The sequence below is a fragment of the Cupriavidus pauculus genome, assembly GCF_008801835.1.
GTDB lineage: Bacteria > Pseudomonadota > Gammaproteobacteria > Burkholderiales > Burkholderiaceae > Cupriavidus > Cupriavidus pauculus.
The window spans coordinates 415,249-438,462 of sequence record NZ_VZOW01000001.1; the positions used below are offsets into that span (position 1 = coordinate 415,249).

Annotated in this window: 17 protein-coding genes; 8 read left to right on the forward strand and 9 right to left on the reverse strand. The window is 66.3% G+C overall.

Annotated elements, in window-relative coordinates; translation table 11 throughout:
* Positions 1–33: 33 nt before the first annotated feature.
* The 4 genes from F7R19_RS01780 to F7R19_RS01795 form a co-directional block, all read right to left on the reverse strand.
* Entirely contained in the window at positions 34–3,393 is a 3,360-nt protein-coding gene (locus F7R19_RS01780) for a DNA translocase FtsK (RefSeq protein WP_150979166.1), read from the reverse strand.
* A gap of 87 nt (positions 3,394–3,480) precedes the next feature.
* Entirely contained in the window at positions 3,481–4,074 is a 594-nt protein-coding gene (locus tag F7R19_RS01785; RefSeq protein ID WP_150979167.1) for a DUF4136 domain-containing protein, read from the reverse strand.
* Between the two features lie 11 nt (positions 4,075–4,085).
* Positions 4,086–4,499: a DoxX family protein gene (locus tag F7R19_RS01790; protein WP_150979168.1), complete on the reverse strand. Its 414-nt coding sequence runs from the start codon at positions 4,497–4,499 to the stop codon at positions 4,086–4,088.
* Between the two features lie 144 nt (positions 4,500–4,643).
* Positions 4,644–5,642 (reverse strand): LysR substrate-binding domain-containing protein, encoded by a 999-nt coding sequence (locus F7R19_RS01795; protein ID WP_150979169.1) that lies wholly within the window; start codon positions 5,640–5,642, stop codon positions 4,644–4,646.
* 123 nt (positions 5,643–5,765) lie between these two features.
* Here F7R19_RS01795 and F7R19_RS01800 point away from each other — a divergent pair, with 123 nt between their 5' ends.
* Positions 5,766–6,386: an FMN-dependent NADH-azoreductase gene (locus F7R19_RS01800; protein ID WP_061957716.1), complete on the forward strand. Its 621-nt coding sequence runs from the start codon at positions 5,766–5,768 to the stop codon at positions 6,384–6,386.
* Positions 6,387–6,723: 337 nt separating this feature from the next.
* Positions 6,724–8,019: an ergothioneine biosynthesis protein EgtB gene (gene egtB / locus F7R19_RS01805; protein ID WP_150979170.1), complete on the forward strand. Its 1,296-nt coding sequence runs from the start codon at positions 6,724–6,726 to the stop codon at positions 8,017–8,019.
* Between the two features lie 222 nt (positions 8,020–8,241).
* Here egtB and prpR read toward each other — a convergent pair whose 3' ends face one another.
* Positions 8,242–10,230: a propionate catabolism operon regulatory protein PrpR gene (prpR, locus tag F7R19_RS01810; RefSeq protein WP_150979171.1), complete on the reverse strand. Its 1,989-nt coding sequence runs from the start codon at positions 10,228–10,230 to the stop codon at positions 8,242–8,244.
* A 332-nt stretch (positions 10,231–10,562) separates the two neighbouring features.
* Between prpR and prpB the strand changes: the two genes are divergently transcribed.
* From prpB to F7R19_RS01835, 5 genes are all read left to right on the forward strand, one after another.
* The gene (prpB, locus tag F7R19_RS01815) at positions 10,563–11,471 is read left to right on the forward strand and encodes a methylisocitrate lyase (protein WP_061957719.1); all 909 of its coding nucleotides are present in this window, start codon (positions 10,563–10,565) and stop codon (positions 11,469–11,471) included.
* Positions 11,472–11,570: 99 nt separating this feature from the next.
* Positions 11,571–12,728: a bifunctional 2-methylcitrate synthase/citrate synthase gene (prpC, locus tag F7R19_RS01820; protein ID WP_150979172.1), complete on the forward strand. Its 1,158-nt coding sequence runs from the start codon at positions 11,571–11,573 to the stop codon at positions 12,726–12,728.
* 81 nt (positions 12,729–12,809) lie between these two features.
* Positions 12,810–15,407 carry a Fe/S-dependent 2-methylisocitrate dehydratase AcnD gene (gene acnD / locus F7R19_RS01825; RefSeq protein ID WP_150979173.1) on the forward strand — a complete coding sequence of 866 codons (2,598 nt, stop codon included), beginning with the start codon at positions 12,810–12,812 and terminating at the stop codon, positions 15,405–15,407.
* Positions 15,408–15,432: 25 nt separating this feature from the next.
* Positions 15,433–16,626 (forward strand): 2-methylaconitate cis-trans isomerase PrpF, encoded by a 1,194-nt coding sequence (gene prpF / locus F7R19_RS01830; protein WP_150979174.1) that lies wholly within the window; start codon positions 15,433–15,435, stop codon positions 16,624–16,626.
* Between the two features lie 268 nt (positions 16,627–16,894).
* The gene (locus F7R19_RS01835; protein WP_150979175.1) at positions 16,895–18,022 is read left to right on the forward strand and encodes an asparaginase; all 1,128 of its coding nucleotides are present in this window, start codon (positions 16,895–16,897) and stop codon (positions 18,020–18,022) included.
* A gap of 114 nt (positions 18,023–18,136) precedes the next feature.
* Here F7R19_RS01835 and F7R19_RS01840 read toward each other — a convergent pair whose 3' ends face one another.
* On the reverse strand, positions 18,137–18,586 hold the full coding sequence (locus F7R19_RS01840) for a PaaI family thioesterase (protein WP_150979176.1): 450 nt from the start codon (positions 18,584–18,586) through the stop codon (positions 18,137–18,139).
* Between the two features lie 192 nt (positions 18,587–18,778).
* Here F7R19_RS01840 and F7R19_RS01845 point away from each other — a divergent pair, with 192 nt between their 5' ends.
* Complete coding sequence (locus F7R19_RS01845; RefSeq protein WP_150979177.1) at positions 18,779–19,066, forward strand: DUF1289 domain-containing protein; 288 nt, start codon at positions 18,779–18,781, stop codon at positions 19,064–19,066.
* A gap of 31 nt (positions 19,067–19,097) precedes the next feature.
* Here F7R19_RS01845 and F7R19_RS01850 read toward each other — a convergent pair whose 3' ends face one another.
* The 3 genes from F7R19_RS01850 to F7R19_RS01860 form a co-directional block, all read right to left on the reverse strand.
* Positions 19,098–19,802 carry an MOSC domain-containing protein gene (locus F7R19_RS01850; protein WP_150979295.1) on the reverse strand — a complete coding sequence of 235 codons (705 nt, stop codon included), beginning with the start codon at positions 19,800–19,802 and terminating at the stop codon, positions 19,098–19,100.
* 2 nt (positions 19,803–19,804) lie between these two features.
* The gene (locus F7R19_RS01855; RefSeq protein ID WP_150979178.1) at positions 19,805–20,521 is read right to left on the reverse strand and encodes a glutamine amidotransferase; all 717 of its coding nucleotides are present in this window, start codon (positions 20,519–20,521) and stop codon (positions 19,805–19,807) included.
* 133 nt (positions 20,522–20,654) lie between these two features.
* Positions 20,655–23,132 carry a penicillin acylase family protein gene (locus F7R19_RS01860; protein WP_150979179.1) on the reverse strand — a complete coding sequence of 826 codons (2,478 nt, stop codon included), beginning with the start codon at positions 23,130–23,132 and terminating at the stop codon, positions 20,655–20,657.
* Between the last annotated feature and the right edge of the window lie 82 nt (positions 23,133–23,214).

Below are 23,214 nucleotides of genomic sequence, written 5' to 3' on the forward strand. Positions count from 1 at the left end.
TGTCCGGTCCGCCAGCCGTGCTGGCGTGCAGATCTAGTCGGGCCCGCCGGGCGCGAGGACTTCGCGCGTGCCGTTGCGGCCCATCGGCGAGACCAGTCCCGCCGCCTCCATCTGTTCGATCAGTCGCGCGGCGCGGTTGTAGCCGATGCGCAATTGCCGCTGAACCGCGGAAATCGAGGCCCGGCGCGATGTCAGCACAATCTGCGCGGCTTCATCATAGAGCGGATCCGCTTCGCCCTCGCCGCTGTCGCCCAGCAGGTCGCCGGCAGCGCCTTCGGGCACGTCGCCGGCCAGGATCGCTTCTTCATAGTCGGGCTCGCCAAACTGCTTCCAGTGCTCCACCACGCGGTGCACTTCCTCGTCGGCGACGAACGCACCGTGCACGCGCTGCGGATAACCGGTGCCCGGCGGCAGGAACAGCATGTCGCCCTGCCCCAGCAGGCTTTCCGCGCCCATCTGGTCCAGAATCGTGCGTGAATCGATCTTCGATGACACCTGAAACGCCACGCGCGTCGGGATATTGGCCTTGATCAGCCCGGTGATCACGTCGACCGATGGACGCTGCGTCGCCAGGATCAGGTGAATGCCAGCCGCACGCGCTTTTTGCGCCAGCCGCGCAATCAATTCTTCGATCTTCTTGCCAGCCACCATCATCAGGTCGGCCAGTTCATCGATCACCACCACGATCAGCGGCAGCGTGGAAAGCGGCTCGGGCGCATCGGGCGTCAGCGAGAACGGATTCGGCACCTTCTGCCCGGCCGCCTGCGCCGCGCGGATCTTCTGGTTGTAGCCAGCCAGATTGCGCACCCCCAGCGCGGACATCAGGCGGTAGCGCTTTTCCATCTCGCCCACGCACCAGTTCAGCGCGTGCGCGGCCAGCTTCATATCGGTCACGACCGGCGCCAGCAGGTGCGGGATGCCTTCGTAGACGGACAGCTCCAGCATCTTCGGGTCGATCATGATCAGGCGCACGTCTTCCGGCGTCGCCTTGTAGAGCATCGACAGAATCATGGCGTTGACCGCCACGGACTTGCCCGAGCCAGTGGTGCCGGCCACCAGCAAGTGCGGCGCGCGCGCCAGGTCGGTCACCACCGGATTGCCGGTAATGTCCTTGCCCATCGCCAGCACCAGCTTCGATGCATGCGCGTGGAAGGCGCTGCCGCTGACGATCTCGGACAGGCGGATCATCTGGCGCTTCGGGTTGGGCAGTTCCAACCCCATGCAGGTCTTGCCCGGAATGGTCTCGACCACGCGAATCGAAGTCACGCCCAGCGCGCGCGCCAGGTCCTTCACCAGGCCGACCACCTGCGCGCCGCGCACGCCAACCGCGGGATCGACTTCAAATCGTGTAATAACAGGACCGGCGCTGGCACCAACCACCGACACGGGCACCTTGAACTCGGCCAGTCGCTGGGAAATCAGTTCGCCGGTTTGCTGCAGCCGTTCTTCCGAGACCTGTTCGGCATGTTCGTCGGCCGGCTCCAGCAGATCGGCGCCCGGCAGGCGATAGTCGACCACCATGCGCGGCGCGGGCGGCGCGGGCGGAATCACCGGAGCTGCTGCCACGGCGGGCGTCGGCGACGCGGCGACGGCCGGCGCAATCGACGACAGCGGCACGGTCCGGCCGACCACGGCCGGCAACACGATGCGGGGTTTCGGCGCCGGCTGCACGAACGCGTTGGCATCCTCGACCGCCGCAGCATCGTCGGCCGATGACGCATCCCCGCTTTCCGTGTCATCCGCGGGCGACGATGCATCGGCCGTCTCAGCCTCGTCGAATGCCACGCTCGGGCTCACGCCGGCGGCAGCCATCGATCCGGCTTCGCCTGAAACAACGGCTTCAGCGCGTGCCCTGGCGTCGGCAGCGGCCTCTTCTGCCTCGGCTTCCGAGATCGACGCCGCGACGGCCTGCTCAATGGCCTGCACGACCGTCGGCTCGGCCGGCAAGTCGTCGACCGTCGGTTCGAGCGGGCCGATGTCGAACGGCGCATCGCTTTCGGGTGCCGGCGCGGTCATGTGTTCCTCGACGGCTGCGGCAATCGGCTTGGCCACCAATAACGTTTGGTCTTGCGAGGGCGTGTCGGCCTGCGCCGCCATTTGAGAGATTTCCGGCGCGCTGAGGGCAGTCATCGCTGCGGGCGTCGCCATGCCCATCGGCCGACCGGCCAGCTCGCGCAGTTCGGCCAGCAGCGCCAGCGCCTCGTCACGGAGCGCATCGAATGTGACCGGCGGCGACGCGGACGTGTCCGCTTCAGGCGATGTGGGTGCAGGCGTGGCTGTCGCACCAACGTCCGAAATGGTTGCGGTATGAGGATCGACCGATGCGGGAGCAACCTGGGACGCCCCCGCCGCTGCCGTCGCAACTTCGGCGGACGGCGACGGGCTCGCCGAGGTCGCCACGACGGCGCTGCTTTCCACTGCCACTTCCGCCACGACTGCCGTGGCCGCTGAGGCGTCCCCAGCCGGTGCCGGCTTCCTCATCGCTTCGGGCAGCGTCGTGATGGCCGAGCGCAAACCGAGCTGCGGATTGCGGAACGGGCTGCTCACGATGGTGGCCTGCGGGGCGGCCTTTGGCTCGGCGCGGGTCTCCGCGCGCGCAGCGGGACGCGCTTCGGGCCTGGCCGCCGTCCTGGGCTGCGGCTTCTGCGCGACGGTTTCAGCCCTGCCGGCCGGCTGTGCTGGCGCGGGCTTGATGGCTGCCGCAGAAGTCGATGCGGTGGCTGTGGCGGTGGCCGGATCGCGCCGGGTCGCGCCCGGCGCGGGAGCATGATGGAGCCAGATCTCACCGGGTTGCGGAGGCGACTGGCGCGTGCGCGGCGGCGGCTGCCATGCCGGTTGACGCCGTGCCGATACGGCTTCGATGCCCTTGTGGCGCGCCGGCTGCCGCGCGGCAGCCGACTGCGCAGGCAGCGACGTGGTTTCCCAGCGTTGCGGCGCCTCGCGGGCGGCAGACGCTTGCGGCCCAAAGTCCGTGCGGTCGGTGCGGTCGGTGCGGATGTCGGTGCGCGGCTCGGCACGCGGCGCGATGGGCTCGTCGTCGGACACGGCGCGCGGACGACGCAGCAGGAACAGGCTGCGCCACGTCTCTCCAAATACCATTGGCGCCGCCAGCCCAAGCAGCGCCAGCATCATCAGCAGCGCGCCGGTCCAGCCGAGCAGGCCGGATGCCACGCCTGCCAATGCATGCCCGGCAGCGCCGCCGGCCGTGCCGCCCTCGCCGCCGGTCAGCGCCTCCAGCGTGGCGCTGGCGCCCAGCACCAGCACCGTCCCCATCCACACGCGCAGCGAGCCGCGGCCAAATACACGGCGATCGCCGGCAAGCGCGCGGCCTACCGTTCGCCAGACGAGCGGCAGCAGCCACAAGGTCGACAATCCGAACCAGCCCAGACCCATTTTTGATATGACACGATGAAAACCACGGGCAGCGATTGTAGCGGGTCTGGCTGCGCGCAACGCCAAGCATGCACGGAAACTTACGCTTTATTGCCCGGCGCGAAACGGATACTTCGCGAAGATCAGGCCAACCACCTTGTCGATCGCCGCCTGATTGTTCTGCGGATCGGTCTGGCCCGCTTCGCCCTGGGCCACGCCCTCCCAGACCAGCTGGTTCTTTGCGGCATCGACGATGTCGATGTTCAGCGTGCCCTCGGTATACGTATAGGTATCGCTGTACAAGCCATAGCCGGGCCACGGCGCGTACATGCCGCCGCGATAGGCGTAGTAGCCCATGTAGCCGGGCGGCGGCAGCGGCGCGGGGCTGCTGACGATTTTCTGCTGCAGTTGCATGTTGAAATTGAGCAGCAGATCGGGGTTGCGCGGCGCGTAGGTGTAGCCGCGCGCGGTCATCTCGCGCTGCGCGGCGGCTTTCAGGTATTGCGTGGTCAGGCTCTCGTAGCCCTGGCGGTCGGTGCCGACGCGCGGCACGAATGCGAACGTACGGTAATGCGAAAAGTCGTTGGCCCGGTTGTAGTCCGTACGAATCTCGGGGCCGATGGCGCAGCCTGCCAGCATCATCGCCACAAGCGCCAGCGCCGCGGGCTGCCACGAGGCGCCCGGGAAGGATCGGTGGCGCATGGCCGGCTCGGTCAATTCCATTTGCCGTCGTACCCGCCCACGCTGAGGCGCCCCGCGCCAAGCAGCGCCACGGCGAGGGCGGCGCCCAGGTACATCCCCTGCAACTCCAGCGCCCAGCCGCCCGTTGGCGCCATCTCGCCAATCTGCTTGGCATGGACCAATGCGAAGGCAAACAGCATGTTGACCGCGATGATCACTGCGCCGAGGCGCGTCCAGAGTCCGATGATCAGCAGGATCGGCGCGACCACTTCGCCGATATAGACCAGATAGGCCACCGGCGCGGGAAGCCCGGCCTGCGTGACCACCTGGACGACGAAGCCGGGACCGGCCATCACCTTGGCGATGCCGTGCAACAGGATCAGCACGCCCAGTACGATGCGGAGAATGGCTTTGCCCAGATCCTGCGTTCCTTGCGTGCGGCTCATTGCGTTGGCTCCTTGCGGTTGTTTGCGTGCGCAGCATGTGACCTGCACAACTACCTTAGATCGTGCTGGCGTGAAGGTAAAGGCGCAGCGTCCGGCCCGCGTGGCGCCCGCGCATCGGCAAACGTCGATGCGGCGCGGGTCTGCCTAGCGCGGCGCTTCCGAATCGTTGTGGTCCAGCGCCGGCGCCATCGGCGCCATCGGCGGCGCGGCATGCATCGGCGTGGTGGCGGTCATCATCCCGACCTTGCGCCCGTGCTCGGGCAACACCTCGGCCAGGAAATCGAGGAAGCGCCGCAACGCGGGCGTGACGCCATGCCGCGAGGGAAACACCGCATGCAACACGCCCAACGGCAAATCCCACTGCGGCAGCAGCACTTCGAGCTCGCCACGCTCGATTTCGTCGCGGCAATACATGCGCGGCAACATCGCCACGCCCACGCCCGCCACCGCGGCCTCGCGCAGCAGCGCGAATTCATCCGAAATCAGGCGCGGGTCGTAGCCGATGTGGACCGGATCGCCGGCCTTGTCGAACAGCGTCCAGATATGCCGGCCTTCATGCGGCTTCTGGGCAAGCCCCGGCATGCCCTCCAGCGCCTGCGGCGTTCGCGGCCGGCCGATGCTGTCCAGCAGCGCCGGGCTGGCCACCAGCTTGAGGTCGCTCTTGCCGAATGTACGAACCGCCAGGCTGGAATCGTCGAGCACGTTGCGCACGCGCAGCGCAAGGTCATAGCCTTCGCCAATCACGTCGACGCGCCGGTTGGTCGCATCGACTTCCAGCTGGATGCCCGGATTGGCGCGCATGAAACTGCCGATGTTGGGCGCCAGCAGCACCTGAACGATCGCCACCGGACAACTGATCTTGAGGATGCCGCCTGGTTGCTCGCGCGCGTTGTCGATTACTTCGCGGGCGGCTTCCGCGGCCTGCAGCATGTCGCGACAGCGCGCGTAATAGGCCTCGCCAAGCGGTGTAACGCGCACTTGGCGCGTGGTCCGACGCAGCAGCTGCACGCCCAGATCGCGCTCCAGCTGTGCAATGCGACGCGACAGGCGCGACTTGGGCACGCCCGTAGCGCGGCTGGCGGCGGAAAAACTGCCGTGCTGCACCACCTGCGCGAACAGCGATAAATCGTTGAGATCCTGCATGGGCCCGCTCCTTGGAGTCTCGTTGCACCGATAGAACAATCATTTGCATTTTGCCTCACTACCGGCATCAATGGGGAATCTCTATCTTTCACTCATCCCAACCGAACCCCCGTGGAGCCAAACATGAACATCCTGCAGATCGATTCGAGCGTACTGGGCGACAACTCCGTATCGCGCAACCTGACCGCCAGCATCGTGGCCGATATCGTCGCGAAGAATCCCGACGCCAAGGTCACCGTGCGAGACCTGGACCGCGAAGCCCCCGCTCACCTGGTCAACCATCTGCTGCCCGTGCTGGGCGGCCCGAAGGACGGCCTGAACGATGTGCAGCAGGCCGAACTGGAACGTACCGAGCAGTTCCTGGCCGAGTTTCTGGCCGCCGACGTGCTGGTAATTGGCGCGCCGCAATACAACTTCGGCATCCCCAGCCAACTGAAGGCCTGGATCGACCGTATCGCGCAGGCCGGCCGTACGTTCCGCTACACCGCCAACGGCCCGGAAGGTCTGGCCACCGGCAAGCGCGCGATCGTGGTGTCGTCGCGCGGCGGCGTGCGCCAGGACGCCAACGCGCTGGATCTGCATGAGATCACCATCGACACGGTGCTGCGCTTCCTCGGCATCACGGACATCACCTTCGTGCGCGCCCATGGCCTGGCGATGGGTCCCGAAGCGCGCGACGCCGGTCTGACCACGGCCCGCACTCAGATCGCCGCGCTCAATGACGCCGGCCGCGCCGCCGCCTAAGCGCCGTCCTATGCAGTCCCCCGCGCCTGCCACCGCGCAGGCGCGCCCGTCTCCGTGAAGTACCCGGCGCTGCCCCTTCGGCGCCGGTGCTGTTCCAGACAGGCATCCCGTTACGGGGTGCCTGTTTTTTTTTCGACCACAGCCGGAAACCGCACCATGGCCAGCGACGGGTTGGCGGCCCGCGGTCAAGCTGTAGGGGACCGCCTACAAGCGCGCCGGACTGCACCCCGCTCGCCGCGTCCGGCGTATGGGTCTATGATGGTTCGACCGATCGCCCGTCGGGGCCGACGGGCCCGCGCCTACCCGCCAAATCTCCATCCGTCTTCCGGGAGCCTGCATGACCACAGCCTCAGCACTGTTGCCTGCCGCCGTCAGCCATCCACCCCACGAGCCCGCGCTGCTAAGCCAGTATCGGCACGTGCGTGCGGCGACGGAAGCGCTGGTGACGGACTTGTCCGATGCCGACGCAACCGTGCAGTCGATGGACGACGCGAGCCCCGCCAAATGGCATCTGGCCCATACGACGTGGTTTTTCGAGGAATTCGTGCTCGGCGCCCGACTGCCCGATTACGAGCCTGTCGATCCGCAATACCGCTATCTGTTCAATTCGTATTACGAGGCGGTCGGCGCGCGACATCCGCGGCCGCGGCGGGGTCTGCTGACGCGCCCGTCGCTCGACGAAATCCTGGCCTATCGCGAGGCCGTGGACGACAGCATGCTGTCATTGCTGATGACTGCCCAGACCGACGACGAAGCCGCCCTGATCACGCTGGGCCTGCATCACGAGCAGCAGCATCAGGAATTGCTGCTGACCGACATCCTCCACCTGTTCGCCCAGAATCCGCTGCGGCCCGCCTACGCCCCGGCGCTGACCGTGCCGGTAGTTGCCGACCCACGCCCGGCGCCCGAGTGGGTGTCGTTTGCGGGCGGCATCGTCGCCATCGGGCACGACGGCGACGGTTTTGCCTTCGACTGCGAAGGCCCGCGCCACCAGGTGCTGTTGCGGCCGTACACGCTGTGCACGCATCCGGTCAGCAACCGGCAATGGTTTGAATTTATCGAAGATGGCGGCTATCAGTCGGCCGGGCTCTGGCTTTCCGACGGCTGGCGATGGGTGTGCGACAACCAGATCGATGCGCCGCTCTACTGGGAAGCGCGCGACGGAACGTGGTGGCAGATGAGCCTGCGCGGCATGCATCCGGTGGACCCGGACAGCCCTGTGACGCACATCAGCTTCTATGAAGCCGATGCGTTCGCGCGTTGGGCCGAACGGCGCCTGCCGAGCGAGGCCGAATGGGAGCACGCGGCGCAGGATCTGTCGGCCACCGGCAATTTCATCGAAGGGCGCGCACTGCGACCGCTGCCCGATCGCCAGAACACATCGGGCGTCCTGCGCCAGATGTTCGGCGACGTATGGGAATGGACGGGCAGCGCCTACCTGCCGTATCCCGGATTTCGACCCAGCGCCGGCGCCGTGGGCGAATACAACGGCAAGTTCATGAGCAGCCAGATGGTATTGCGCGGCGGCTCCTGCGTGACGCCCGAATCGCACATCCGCGCCAGCTATCGCAATTTCTTCTATCCCCATCAGCGCTGGCAGTTCACCGGCCTCAGATTGGCCGACGACGCGTGACGCGGCAACAGCAAGCCGGCTGCGCTGCGAGTCCCGGATTCCCAAATTCCCCGGACAAATCCTTTCTCTCTCTGAAAGCCAGGCATTTTGAGCCTCTTCCGCAGGCGGAAGAGGCTCAAGTCTTTCGATCGCCTCGTATGGCAGTTAATTGCAAACCAAAGAATCAAAAAAAAGGATTGGGATGTGGGTGCGCGACAGTAGCTACGCAAGCACAGCGGAAAATCAGCCGTCGCGCAGGCGACGCCACAGCGTCGTCGCGCTGATGCCAAGTTGCGCGCAGGCCGCGGCACGGTTGCCGTCGCATTCGGCCAGCACACGCCTGACATGCTCTGCCTCGGTGGCGCGCCCCACTCCCGCCAATGAGCGTGGGGCGTCGCCGGTGGCATGGGCGGTGTCCGCTGGCGCGACGGCCGGCATACCGGCGAACAATTCCGGAACGGCGGCCTGCACTTCGCGCCGCAACGCCGCGGCATCGAGCTGCGCGCCGGCCACCAGCACGGCCACGCGCTCGGTCACGTTTTCCAGTTCGCGGATATTGCCCGGCCATGCGTAGTGCGCCAGCCTCGCCCGCACCAGTTCCGGCAACGGCTGCGGCGCGTCGAGCCCGAGCCGCTCCTGCGCGCGGCGATACAGTAGCGCCGCCAGCGCCGGCAGATCGGCGGAGCGCTCCCGCAGCGGCGGCATTTCGATGCGCAGGATATTGAGCCGGTAATACAAGTCTTGCCGGAACGATCCTTCGCGCACCAGCGCGCTCAGATCCCGATGCGTGGCGGCGATCACGCGCACGTTGACGGGCACGGCTTCGATGCCACCGATCGGCAACACCTGCTTTTCCTGCAGCACGCGCAGTAGCCGCGTTTGCAGCGCCGGCGGCATGTCGCCCACCTCGTCCAGGAACAGCGTGCCGTTGTGCGCCGATTCGAACAGGCCGGCCTTGCCGCCGCGCCGAGCCCCTGTGAAGGCCCCCTCCTCGTAGCCAAACAGCTCCGATTCGAGCAGCGTCTCCGGAAACGCCGCGCAGTTGACGGCGACGAACGGAAACGCGCGGCGCGGGCTGGCATCGTGCATGCCCTGCGCCAGCACTTCCTTGCCGGTGCCGCTTTCGCCGCTCACCAGCACGGTCGAATCGACCATCGCGTAACGCCGCGCCAGTCCGCGCAGATCGCGCATCGCCGCGGAATCGCCGGCCAGATCGTCGAGGCTGTAGCGCACGCCGGCCGCGCGGGTGCGCGTGCGCGAGCGCAGATTGCGGTCGGCGCGATGGATCGCGTTGGCGTCCTGGATCGTGAGCACCGCGCCCGACGTGCCTGTATCGCCGACGATGGGAATCCGGTTGACCACCACCATTTTGTCGCCGAGCCGATGAATCGCCTCGAGCTCGCGCGTGCCGCTGTGCATCACGCCGTCGAGCGACAAACCCGGCGCCAGCGTCGCCAGCTTGCGGCCGACGGCAACGCCAGCCGGCGTGCCCAGAAAGCGCTCCATGGCCGGATTGAACGCCTGCACGCGGCCTTCCGCGTCGACTGCCGCCACGCCCTCGTTCAGATGGGCCAGGATGGCGTTGACATAGTCGCGGCGCGTCGATTCGATGCGCCGCAGGCGCGCGGCCTCGATCGCGTCTTCCAGCGCCAGCCGCACGGCGTTTCCGGAGTACAGGAACACGCCAACCAGACCGTACTTGTCGGCCAGATCAGTGACCATGCCAGGCCCGACCACCACACGGATGCCCTCTTCCTTCAAGGCTCGCACGCGCGCCGTGGCGTCGTCTTCGGTCAGATAGGTGTAGCGCGGAATATCGAGCCCGAAGGCGCGCACGAATTCGTCGACTTCCGCGTAGGTCGATGCGTGCGTGACCAGCGCGACCTTCGGCGAAATGCGCCGGGCGGTCGCCAGCGCATTCATCACGTCGAAGCCCGTCACCTTGACCAGCACCACCGGCACATCGACATGCTGGCGCAGATAGGCGCCGTTGGATCCGCCGGCCACCACCACATCGACGCGGTTCTCGCGTGCCTCACGGTTGATCGCGCTTGCAGCGGCTTCGAATGCGCGTCCGACGATGCGGAATTCGGCCCGCGCGGCATAGGCCGGGATCAGGTCGGCAAAGGCGCGCGACAGGCGGCTGATGCCCATCGCCCAGATGCGTGGCCGGGCGCCGGCCGCCAGCGCGGGGGCGGGATTGAGGGGGATGGGGGATGGAAGCGATGACATGGCAATCCTGCGGTAAATCGCGCAAGCCCACGCCGAGGTCTGCCGGGAGCGCGAAAGTCCTGCCATTGTCTTCCCACGCGCGCCGATTTTCAACTTTGAAATCCATGAATTTCACAAATGAAATTCAACTCAACTTTACGCCGCATGAAGCACACTGCGCGGCGCCCCGAGACATCCCGCCAAGCCGCTGATTCGTAAGCACTTTTTAGCCGAAAAATGGCGTATGGCCCACCTTTTGGAAACGCACACCGCCGCTGGCACACCCCTTGCGCTTACCTGCGCCGCCCCTGTTTCGACAGGCTCACGAACATCAGACTCACAGATCCACACCCATGACTTTTTCCGCCAACGACCTCGCGCGCTCTGCCGGCGCACGCTTCCGCCAAGCCCTGATCGACGAAACACCGCTGCAGATTCCTGGCGCGATCAATGCCAATCACGCGCTGCTGGCCAAGCGCGCCGGCTACCGCGCAATCTATCTGTCGGGCGGCGGCGTGGCGGCTGGATCGCTGGGCCTGCCCGACCTGGGCATCTCGAACCTCGACGACGTGCTGACCGATATCCGCCGCATCACCGACGTCTGCGACACCCCGCTGCTGGTCGACGTCGACACCGGATTCGGTTCGTCGGCCTTCAATGTGGCGCGCACCACGCGGTCGCTGATCAAGTTTGGCGCGGCAGCCATGCACATCGAGGATCAGGTCGGCGCCAAGCGCTGCGGGCATCGTCCCAACAAGGAAATCGTCGGCCAGGATGAGATGGTCGACCGCATCAAAGCGGCAGTCGATGCGCGCACGGACGAGAACTTCGTGATCATGGCGCGCACCGACGCGCTGGCCGTGGAAGGCCTGGACCGCGCCATCGAGCGCGCCGTGGCCTGCGCGGAAGCCGGCGCCGACGCCATCTTCCCGGAAGCCATGACCGACCTGGACATGTACGCGCGGTTTGTCGATGCGGTGAAGGTGCCGGTGCTGGCCAATCTGACCGAATTTGGGGCCACGCCGTATTTCACGCTGGACGACCTGCGCGGCGTGGGCGTCGCCATGGCACTTTATCCGCTGTCCGCCTTCCGCGCCGCCAACAAGGCCGCCGAGAACGTCTATACGGCGATCCGCCGCGACGGCACCCAGCGCAACGTGGTCGACACGATGCAAACCCGCGCCGAACTTTACGAGCGCATCGACTACCATGCCTACGAGCAGAAGCTGGACGCGCTGTTCGCCCAAGGCAAGGCCAAGTAAGCGGCCTCCAATCATCCAGAAGACAACCGAGACGAGACGCAAGTCGCGCCACACACCATGGCAGCTCGCAAACCATCCACAAGAAGCAAGGAGACCCCAATGTCCGAAGCCCAACCGCTGGCCACGCCAAAACCCAAGAAGTCCGTTGCCCTGTCCGGGATTGCCGCCGGCAATACCGCGCTGTGCACCGTTGGCCGCAGCGGCAACGATCTCCACTATCGCGGCTACGACATCCTGGACATCGCCGATACCTGCGAATTCGAGGAAATCGCCCACCTGCTGGTGCACGGCAAACTGCCCACCCGCTCTGAACTGGCGGCCTACAAGACCAAGCTGAAATCGCTGCGCGGCCTGCCCGCCAACGTCAAGGCGGCACTCGAATGGGTGCCGGCCAGCGCGCATCCGATGGATGTGATGCGCACCGGCGTGTCCGTGCTGGGCACCGTGCTGCCGGAAAAGGACGACCACAACACGCCGGGCGCGCGCGATATTGCCGACCGCCTGATGGCAAGCCTGGGCTCGATGCTGCTGTACTGGTACCACTACAGCCATAACGGCCGCCGCATCGAGGTGGAAACCGACGACGATTCGATCGCCGCGCACTTCCTGCACCTGCTGCACGGCGAGGCGCCGTCCAAGCTTTGGGAACGCGCGATGCAGACGTCGCTGATCCTGTACGCGGAGCACGAGTTCAACGCCTCGACGTTTGCCTGCCGCGTGGTGGCCGGCACCGGCTCCGACATGTATTCGGCGATCTGCGGCGGCATCGGCGCGCTGCGCGGTCCCAAGCATGGCGGCGCCAACGAGGTGGCGTTCGAGATCCAGAAGCGCTACGACACGCCGGACGAGGCCGAGGCCGATATCCGCCGCCGCGTGGAAAACAAGGAAGTGGTGATCGGCTTCGGCCACCCGGTCTACACGATCAGCGATCCGCGCAACGTGGTGATCAAGGAAGTGGCGCGCAAGCTGTCGAAGGACGCCGGTTCGATGAAGATGTTCGATATCGCCGAGCGCCTGGAAACCGTGATGGCCGACGCCAAGAAGATGTTCCCGAACCTGGACTGGTTCAGCGCCGTGAGCTATCACATGATGAGCGTGCCGACCGCGATGTTCACGCCGCTGTTCGTGATCGCCCGCACCTCTGGCTGGGCCGCGCACGTGATCGAGCAGCGCATCGACAACAAGATCATCCGCCCGACGGCCAACTACACCGGCCCCGAGAACCTGAAGTTCCTGCCGATCGACAAGCGCGCCTGATCGTCACCCGCAACAAGAACAGTGCCGCCGCCCGCGCCCGCGCACCTGCCGGGCGGCCGGCACGACAGTCTCCACGACGCCATGAACACTGCATACCGCAAACCGCTGCCCGGCACCGCGCTCGATTACTTCGACGCCCGTGCCGCAGTCAACGACATTTCCCCGGGCGCCTGGGACAAGCTGCCGTACACATCGCGCGTACTGGCCGAGAATCTGGTGCGCCGCTGCGACCCCGCCACGCTGACCGCGTCGCTCAAGCAACTGATCGAACGCAAGCGCGACCTGGACTTTCCGTGGTATCCGGCGCGCGTGGTGTGCCATGACATCCTGGGCCAGACCGCGCTGGTCGACCTGGCCGGCCTGCGCGACGCGATTGCCGATCAGGGCGGCGATCCGGCCAAGGTCAACCCGGTGGTGCCGGTGCAGTTGATCGTCGACCACTCGCTGGCGGTGGAATGCGGCGGTTTCGATCCCGATGCGTTCGCGAAGAATCGCGCCATCGAGGATCGCCGCAACGAGGACCGCTTCGACTTCATCAACTGGACCAAGAAGGCGTTCCGCAATGTCGACGTGATCCCGCCGGGCAACGGCATCATGCACCAGATCAACCTGGAAAAGATGTCGCCGGTGATCCACGCCGACCAGGGCGTTGCCTATCCCGATACCTGCGTCGGCACCGACAGCCACACGCCGCACGTCGATGCGCTGGGCGTGATCGCTATCGGCGTGGGCGGCCTGGAAGCCGAAAACGTGATGCTGGGCCGCGCGTCGTGGATGCGCCTGCCCGATATCGTCGGCGTGGAGCTGACCGGCCGCCGCCAGCCCGGCATCACCGCCACCGACATCGTGCTGGCGCTGACCGAGTTCCTGCGCAAGGAAAAAGTGGTCGGCGCCTATCTGGAGTTCCGCGGCGAAGGCGCTGCCAGCCTGACGCTGGGCGACCGCGCCACCATTTCGAACATGGCGCCCGAGTACGGCGCCACGGCGGCGATGTTCTTCATCGATGCGCAGACCACCGAATACCTGCGCCTGACCGGCCGCGACGACGCGCAGGTGCAACTGGTGGAAACCTATGCCCGCACCGCGGGTCTCTGGGCCGATGCCCTGGCGACCGCCGAATACGAGCGCGTATTGCATTTCGACCTGTCCAGCGTGGTGCGCAACATGGCCGGCCCGTCCAACCCGCACAAGCGCCTGCCGACCTCCGATCTGGCAGCGCGCGGCATCGCGGGCAAGTGGGAAGAAACGCCGGGCCTGATGCCCGACGGCGCGGTCATCATCGCCGCCATCACCAGTTGCACCAATACCAGTAACCCGCGCAACGTGATTGCCGCCGCACTGCTGGCGCGCAACGCCAATGCGCGCGGCCTGACGCGCAAGCCGTGGGTCAAGTCGTCGCTGGCGCCGGGATCGAAGGCGGTCGAACTCTATCTGCAAGAATCGGGACTGCTGCCCGATCTGGAAAAGCTCGGCTTCGGCATCGTGGCATTTGCCTGCACCACCTGCAACGGCATGTCGGGCGCGCTGGACCCAAAGATCCAGCAGGAGATCATCGACCGCGACCTCTATGCCACCGCCGTGCTGTCGGGCAACCGCAATTTCGACGGGCGTATCCATCCCTACGCGAAGCAGGCGTTCCTGGCGTCGCCGCCGCTGGTGGTGGCCTACGCGATTGCCGGCACGATCCGCTTCGATATCGAACGCGATGCGCTGGGCACGGACGCGAGCGGCCAGCCGGTATACCTGAAGGACCTGTGGCCCAGCGACGAGGAAATCGACGCCATCGTCAAGCAGAGCGTGAAGCCCGAGCAGTTCCGCAAGGTCTACGAACCGATGTTCGCGATTCACGCCGACAGCGGCGAGCGCGTGGACCCGCTCTATGACTGGCGTCCGCAGAGCACGTACATCCGCCGTCCGCCGTACTGGGAAGGCGCGCTGGCTGGCGAGCGCACGCTGCGCGGCATGCGCGCGCTGGCGGTGCTGGGCGACAACATCACGACCGACCACCTGTCGCCGTCGAATGCCATCCTGCCGGACAGCGCGGCCGGCGAATACCTGGCCAAGATGGGCCTGCCCGAAGAGGATTTCAATTCGTACGCCACGCACCGCGGCGATCACCTGACCGCGCAGCGCGCGACCTTTGCCAACCCGACCCTGACCAACGAGATGGCCGTGGTGGATGGCGCCGTGAAGAAGGGATCGCTGGCGCGTATCGAACCCGAAGGCAAGGTCGTGCGCATGTGGGAGGCGATCGAGACCTACATGGCGCGCAAGCAGCCGCTGATCGTGGTGGCCGGCGCGGACTACGGCCAGGGATCGTCGCGCGACTGGGCTGCCAAGGGCGTGCGGCTAGCGGGCGTGGAAGCCATCGTGGCCGAAGGCTTCGAGCGCATCCACCGCACCAACCTGATCGGCATGGGCGTGCTGCCGGTGGAGTTCTTCCCGGGCACCAACCGCATCACGCTAGGCATCGACGGCACCGAAACCTTCGATATCGTCGGCGCGCGCAGGCCGCGTGCGGAACTGACGCTGGTCATCCATCGCCGTACCGGCGAAAAAGTGGAAGTGCCGGTGCTGTGCCGTCTCGACAGCGACGAGGAAGTGTCGATCTACGAAGCCGGCGGCGTGCTGCAGCGCTTTGCGCAAGACTTCCTCGAATCGTCGCGCGCGGCGGCCTGAACGGGAACGAACGGGAAACATCACCATGTCTCACGCACCTCAAATCAAGATCCCCGCCACGTATCTGCGTGGCGGCACCAGCAAGGGCGTGTTCTTCCGCCTGCAGGACCTGCCCGAAGCGGCGCAGAGGCCCGGACCGGCGCGCGACAAACTGCTGTTGCGCGTGATCGGCAGCCCCGATCCGTACGGCAAGCAGATCGACGGCATGGGCGCGGCCACGTCGAGCACCAGCAAGGCGGTGATCATCTCGAAGAGCACGCACCCTGATCACGATGTCGATTACTTGTTCGGCCAGGTGTCGATCGACCAGCCGTTTGTCGACTGGAGCGGCAACTGCGGCAATCTGTCGGCGGCTGTCGGCCCGTTCGCGGTCAGCAACGGCTTTCTCGATGCTTCACGCATTCCGCGCAACGGCACCGTGGTCGTGAAAATCTGGCAGGCCAACATCGGCAAGACCATCGTCGCGCATGTGCCGATCACCGACGGCGCGGTGCAGGAAACCGGCGACTTCGAACTCGATGGCGTCACGTTCCCGGCCGCGGAAGTCCAGCTCGAATTCATGGATCCGGCCGCCGAGGAAGGCGATGACGGCGGCGGCGCGATGTTCCCGACCGGCAACGTGGTCGACGACCTCGAAGTGCCCGGCGTCGGCACGCTCAAGGCGACGATGATCAACGCCGGGATTCCGACGATCTTCGTCAACGCCGAATCCATCGGCTACACCGGCACCGAACTGCAGGACGCCATCAACGGCGATCCCAAGGCGCTGGCGATGTTCGAGACCATTCGTGCCCACGGTGCGTTGCGCATGGGTCTGATCCGGAACATCGACGAAGCCGCGCGGCGTCAGCACACCCCCAAGGTGGCGTTTGTCGCTAAGCCGGCCGCCTACACCGCGTCCAGCGGCAAGACGGTCAAGGCAGAAGACGTGGACCTGCTGGTCCGCGCGCTGTCGATGGGCAAGCTGCACCACGCGATGATGGGCACCGCGGCCGTCGCCATCGGCACCGCCGCCGCGATCCCCGGCACGCTGGTCAATCTTGCGGCCGGCGGCGGCGAGCGTCAGGCCGTGCGCTTCGGCCATCCGTCGGGCACGCTGCGCGTGGGTGCGCAGGCCACCTTCGCCGACGGCCAATGGACCGTGACGAAAGCCATCATGAGCCGCAGCGCCCGCGTGCTGATGGAAGGCTGGGTGCGCGTGCCGGCGGACGCGTTCTAATCCATCCTCGCAAGTCTTCGCGCACGGTTGGCGGCGGCATCTGCCCGGGAGGGTAGATGCCGCTTTGTCTTAACGGGCATACGTTTGCGAGGGCGCGCATTGCGCCAGGTTGTCGACGCAACGCACATGCGTCGGTATAGTTGCCGCTCCGTTGGCAAGACATGCCAGGCAGAACCCAGGCATGCCGTGCCGGCGAAAATCCGTGAAACGATGACAAGCGGCCCGCGCGTATCCACAAGACCCGCGCCACGCCGACAAGAGGAGAACCATGCAACGCACTGCCCATCTCAAGCCTTTGGCCGCCCTGCTGCTCGCCGCCAGCCTGCTGTCCGGCGCCGCCCACGCCCAGCTTTCCCCGGCACCGGCCGCGAGCCCCGGGGCGCCCGCGAGCGCCCCGGCCGAAGCGCGCAAGGCCAACATCGTGATCATCGGCACCGGCGGCACCATCGCCGGCGCCGGTGCATCGGCCACCAACACCGCGGCCTACCAGTCCGCCGTGGTGCCGGTCGACAAGATCATCGCGTCCGTCCCGGAAATCTCGAAGGTTGCCAACGTCAAGGGCGAACAGATCTTCCAGATCGGCTCGGAGAGCTTCAACAACGAGCGACTGCTCAAACTGGGCAAGCGCGTATCGGAACTGCTCAAGCAGCCCGATGTGGACGGCATCGTCATTACGCACGGCACCGACACCATCGAGGAGACCGCGTATTTCCTGAACCTGACGCTCAAGAGCGACAAGCCCGTGGTGGTGGTCGGCTCGATGCGGCCGGGTACCGCGCTGGGCGCGGACGGTGCGCTGAACCTGTATGACGCCGTGCTGGTGGCGTCGAACCCGGTGTCCAAGGGCAAGGGCACGCTGGTGGTGCTCAACGATGAAATCCACACCGGCCGCGACGTCACCAAGACCAACACGTTCAAGACCGAGACGTTCCGTTCGCCGTTTGGCCCGCTGGGCTACGTGGTGGAAGGCCGCACGCTGTTCTACCGCATTCCGGCGCGTCCGCACACGCTGCAGACCGAATGGGACATCGACAAGATCGACAAGCTGCCGGAAGTTGCAGTGGTGTACGCCTACGGCAACGTCAATCCGGCCAGCATCGATGCCGCGGTGAAGAACGGCGCGAAGGCGATCGTTTATGCAGCCACCGGCAACGGCAGCGTGGGCGATTACATGGTCGAGCCGCTCAAGGCCGCGCAGGCCAAGGGCGTGCAGATCGTGCGGGCATCGCGCACCGGCAGCGGCGTGGTGGTGCGCAACGCGGAACAGCCCGACGACAAGTACGGCTGGGTGGTCACCGATGACCAGTTGCCGCAGAAGGCCCGTATCCTGACCGCACTGGCGCTGACCAAGACCAACGACCCGAAGGCGCTGCAGGAAATCTTCTGGAAGTACTGACGCGATAGCTGGCGAGGCGGCCCGACGATCGACACCGCGGGCCGCCGATGCGGCCTACCGCGCCCGGAAAAGTGCCATAGGGCAACACCACGCGCAGAACGCCTCCGCCCGCCGCTACAGCAGGGCCGTGCTCGTCAGCGCCTTGGCCGCGAGCACGGCCGCCTCGGCATCGCGCTGCGCGTAGACCGACACCTCCGTCACCACCTGGCGCTTGCCGCGCCGCACCACATCGGCCACGCCGCGCAGCGTTGCGGACCGTGCCGCCGCAAGGTACTGGATCGACAAAGACCCAGTTGCACCGCCCTTCACCACTTCCAGGTCGACGCCGGTAAATGCCGCGGCCGCGCCGGCCACGTCGATTAGCGTCGCGATCACGCCACCGTGGACCATATCGCCCACCGTGATGTGTTGCATGCTGAACGGCAGCAGCACCTCGACGTGATCGAGCGCCACCACATCGAATCGCATACCGAGCATGCGCGCCACCGGCGAGCCCATCAGCACGGCTTCCAGCATCGCGGCGTTGCGGGGATCGACGGTCGGGACGGATTCAGGGTTGGACATCAGCGGGCTCCGGTGATGGCAAACGGGAAAAATGGAAAAAGGGAAAAAGGGGAAAAACGAAATCGAAGGCACGGTTCAGCCTAGTCGCCATGCACGCCGACCACAATGACTTCCGGGGTAATCCCCCACCGTCGGGGGCGACCACCCGGCCCGTTTATAATGTGCGGCTAATTGCTGCCCCCGTCCCTCTTGATGCCCGCCGATCCTTCCGAAATGCCCGTCCCCACCGCCGCTGTCGACTCTGTCGACCCCGACCCGGCGCAGACGCGGCTGGAGCATCGCCCGGACCAGGGCCTGGACGACCGGCCGGACAGCCCGTGCGTCGGCATCTGTTCCACGTTGTTCGACGACGTATGCCAGGGATGCGGCCGAACGGCGGCCGAAGTCAGCAACTGGGTGTTTTATAGCGACGCCGAAAAGCAGGTGATCTGGGAGCGCATCACTCGTGAAGGTACGGCGCGCCGCTTCCAGCGCGGCTAGTCACCAAGCCGGGAAGCGGCCCACCGGCGCATCATCCTCCGGCCAGGCGCCTTTCCATATTCTCGACCTCGCGATTTGCCACGCGTTGGCGCGCCAGCTTGCGCCAGCTTTCCGCCAGCGGCGCTAACTGCGCCATCTCTTCAAGCGCCGCGTAGTCAAGCCGGTCCACGTACAGCACGCGAAGCAGGCGCTGCAGGGTCCATTGCGAAAAAGGCCGATCGAGCGGCACCAGCCGGCTGCCGGCCGCAACCTCGCCGTCTTCGAGTACGCGGTAATACCAGCCCGTCCGCCCGCTGCCCTGCACCGCGCGCGACATGCCCGCAAACCCGAAACGGTGATTGAGTTTCCAGCACGGCTGGCGCGCCTGCGATACCTCGACCAGCGCCGACCCAAGCCGGAAACGGTCTCCCACACACACGTGGGCCTCGATCAGACCCGACGTGCTGAAGTTTTCACCGAACGCGCCCGCGCGATCAAGCATGGCGAGGTTCGCGCCATGCGCGGCAAGATTGTCGCGCCACGCGGCGTAGTGATCGCGCGGGTAATGATGGAGCGCCTTCTCCTGGCCGCCGTGGTGTTTCGGATCGCCCTGTTCGTCGATTGCCAGGCCCGTGCGCATCACGCGCACAGGGCCGTCCACCGGCTTCTTGTCGATGGCGCTCGGCACGCCCTTCGGACCGAACGGCCGGATCGCGCCGGCCAATACCGTATCGATCGGAATGTCGATCTCGACCATGCTCACAGCCCGGCTTCCTCCATCCATCGCGCGAACATCAGTTCGCCGGCGCTGGCCACCGTTGCGCCGATCTCGGCGGTACGGCGGCGGATCGTACGCGGATCGATGCCCGCCTTGGACAGCTCCACCGTATGGCCGATCAGCCAGGTCTCGATGTCACCGGGCTTGACCTCGGGATGGAATTGCAGCGCCAGCACCTGTTTGCCGATGGCGTAGGCCTGATGCGGCGTGGCGTCGGTGGACGCCAGCAGTTCGGCGCCAGCCGGCAGGTCGAAGGTGTCGCCGTGCCAGTGCAGCACCTCCCAATCGGCGCTGGCCAGCGCCGCAAGCGGTGAGCCCAGGCCGGCCGGCGTCGGCGTGATGGGCGCCCAGCCAATTTCGCGCGTGCCGGGGTAGACCCGCGCGCCGGCCGCGGCGGCGATCAACTGCGCACCCAGGCACGCGCCGAGCATCGGCAGTTCGGCCTCCAGCCGCTGGCGAATCACGTTGATCTCGACTTCCAGCCACGGATAGGCCTCAGTTTCGTAGACGCCGATCGGCCCGCCCAGCACGACCAGCAGGTCGGCGGGATCGCTCGCCACGAGTGTCAGGTCGTCGACCCCGGCCTGGAACAGGCGGATCTCGTGGCCGCGGTCGCGCACCACATCGGCGATGACGCCGGCATGCTCGAATGCGACATGCTGGATCACGTCGGTACGCCGTTGACGGTGTTCACTCATCAGATAACTCCTGCATCAATTACGTCGGTCGGTCTTGGATCAATTGGGGCGAACAGGAAAGATCGCACTGCACGTCGAACTCGATGGCACCACAGCTTCAAAAGGTTGCACGAACAATTAGCTAATCAGCGAATCAGCGCTGGCCGTCGCGCGCTTCGGAATCGGGGCGCAACACCAGCGTCTCGAAACTGTCTCCGCCGGGATTGCGTCGGTGGGACCCGATGGTGATGTACTGCACGCCGGCCCACTTGTCCGTCCAGTCGCGATAGTGCGGCGACAGGGCATTGCCGGATTGTCCGGTCGAGGACATGAATCGGGAATCAGACAGATCTGAAAGATCGTAGATGGCGCGCAGGCTGGCCGCGTGCACGCTTTCAAACGGCGCCTTCTCGTCGCGGAGATTGTGACGTCCCACGTCGACTGTATAGGTATCGCCGCCGGTGCGCACGCGCACGTTGAACAGCCCCGCCAGATACGGCACCTTGCCGAACGGCTTTTGCTCCGAGCGCGCGGTGTGGGCCTTGCCCCAGCGCCATTTGGCCGGATCGTCGCCATAGCGCTGGTCGAGGTCCGCGATGGCGCGCTGCCACGCCAGCCCGATGGTCTGCGCGCAGCTTTCGCGCGCGGTCGTGCGCGAGTTGTCGCACCAGAACGCGCCGACGCCTTGCGGATCGCGGATCGCGTTAAGCATCGGCAGCTGTACGTTGCGTTGCTCCCATAACTTCGCAAACATCGGATCGCCGACCTTGTCCTCGAACAGCAGGCGTGACAGTTCGCGCAGCCATGCGGTGACCACCAGCGGCTCGGCGCGATCGGCCGCCATCGTGCCATCCCATTTGCGCAAGGCGTCGAACAACGCGCGCTCGCGCGCTGCGCGCGCGGCGTCGCTGGCCACCGGCGCGGCCAGCAGCAGCGGCAGTGCGTCGCGCACGGCCAGCGACACCACGTCCTTCTGAATCGCGCCGAAACTGTCGGGCGTGTGATGCGGCTCCGCTTCAAGCAGGGTCTGGATGCGCTGCGCGCGGTACGGCACGCTCCATTCGCTGGTGATGAAGAACGGGTACTGGTCGTCGACAATCTTCTGGTTGGCCGTCACGATCATGCCGGTGGGCGGATTGAAACGCTGCGGCAACTGCTCGAACGGAATGAAACCCTGCCAGTCGTAGCGCGCGTCCCAGCCCGGCGCTGGCGCGAGGCCCATCAGGTCATTGTCCGCGCGCCGGATCGGCACGCGGCCCGGCGCGATGTAGCCGATATTGCCGTCCACGTCGGCATAGACGATGTTCTGCTGCGGCGCATGGAAATCCCGCAGCGCCGCGACAAAGCCCTGCCAGTCGCCCGCGGTGCCGATCTTCAGGCCGGCCTGGAAGGTGCGGTCGTCCGGCCGCAGCGCGGTCCACTGGAAAGCCATCACGTACTGGGCGCCCAGCGGCTTGGCGGCGGCGCCGATCGGCTCGGCCACATCCGACATCACCGGCCCGTGGCGCGTGGCGCGCACCTTGAGCGTCACGTCGTCCGCGCCCTTGACGCGGATGGTCTCGGTGCGCGTATCGAAATTGGCCCAGCCGTCCGGCGTCTGATAGCGATCGGGATTGGCCGGATCGATCCGCTCGATGTAAAGGTCCTGCACATCGGGCGCGGTATTGGTGAAGCCCCACGCGATGCGCTTGTTGTGGCCCAGCACCACCAGCGGCGCCCCAGGCAGGGTGGCGCCGGTGATATCCAGGCCAGGCGCCTGCAGATGCGCGAAATACCACAGCGCGGGTGCCTGCAATCCCAGGTGGGGATCGTTGGCCAGCAACGGCTTGCCGCTGCGCGTGTGCGCGCCGGAGACGACCCAGTTGTTCGAGCCCATGCCCTCCACGTAGCCGCCCGGCGCCGCGTCCGCCACGCGCGCCATGGCGGTGGCCACCGCCGCCAGTTGGCGGTAGAAGCTTGCGTAGTCCATCGTGCGCATCGGCTTGTCGCCTGGATAGGGCGCCAGGATTTCGGCGATGCGCGAGGTCGGCAATTGCTGCGACAGCCCCATCCGCAGCACCTCCTGCGTCCAGTTCGCACCGAGATCCCACGCCATCATGGTTTGCCAGCCCAGCGTATCGGCCGGCTCCCAGTGTTCCGGCCGGGTGCCGAGGATCAGGAATTCGGGCGGCAGCGCGGCCTTGCGCGTGTCGATGAACGCATTGACGCCGTCGGCATAGGCCTGCAGCACCGCGCGGGTCTCGGGCGAGGACTGCGCGAGGATCGCCTCGGCATTGCGCCGTACCCCGAGCGTACGCAGGAAACGGTCCGTATCGAGCGCGCTGGGGCCGAGGATTTCCGCGAGCCGGCCCGCCACGATGCGCTTGTTCATCTGCATCTGCCAAAGCCGATCCTGCGCGTGCACGTATCCGAGCGCGTAATAGGCGTCGAGCGCATTGGCGGCCTGGATATGCGGCACGGCGTTGCGATCGCGCACCACCACCACGCGATCGCGCAGCCCGGGCAAGCGCATCGTGCCGGCCGTATCGGGCTGCGAGGCCTGCCGATACCAGATATAGCCGCCGATCGCGCCGGTCACGGACAGCAGCAGCGTGCCCAGCAGGATCCACCCCAGCCGTTTGAACCAGCGCATCGCATTTCCTCCCGATGGAAAGACGCAAGCATCGCAGATTTCCGCGCGAACAAAAATGCCCGGACTGGCCGGGCATCGATGA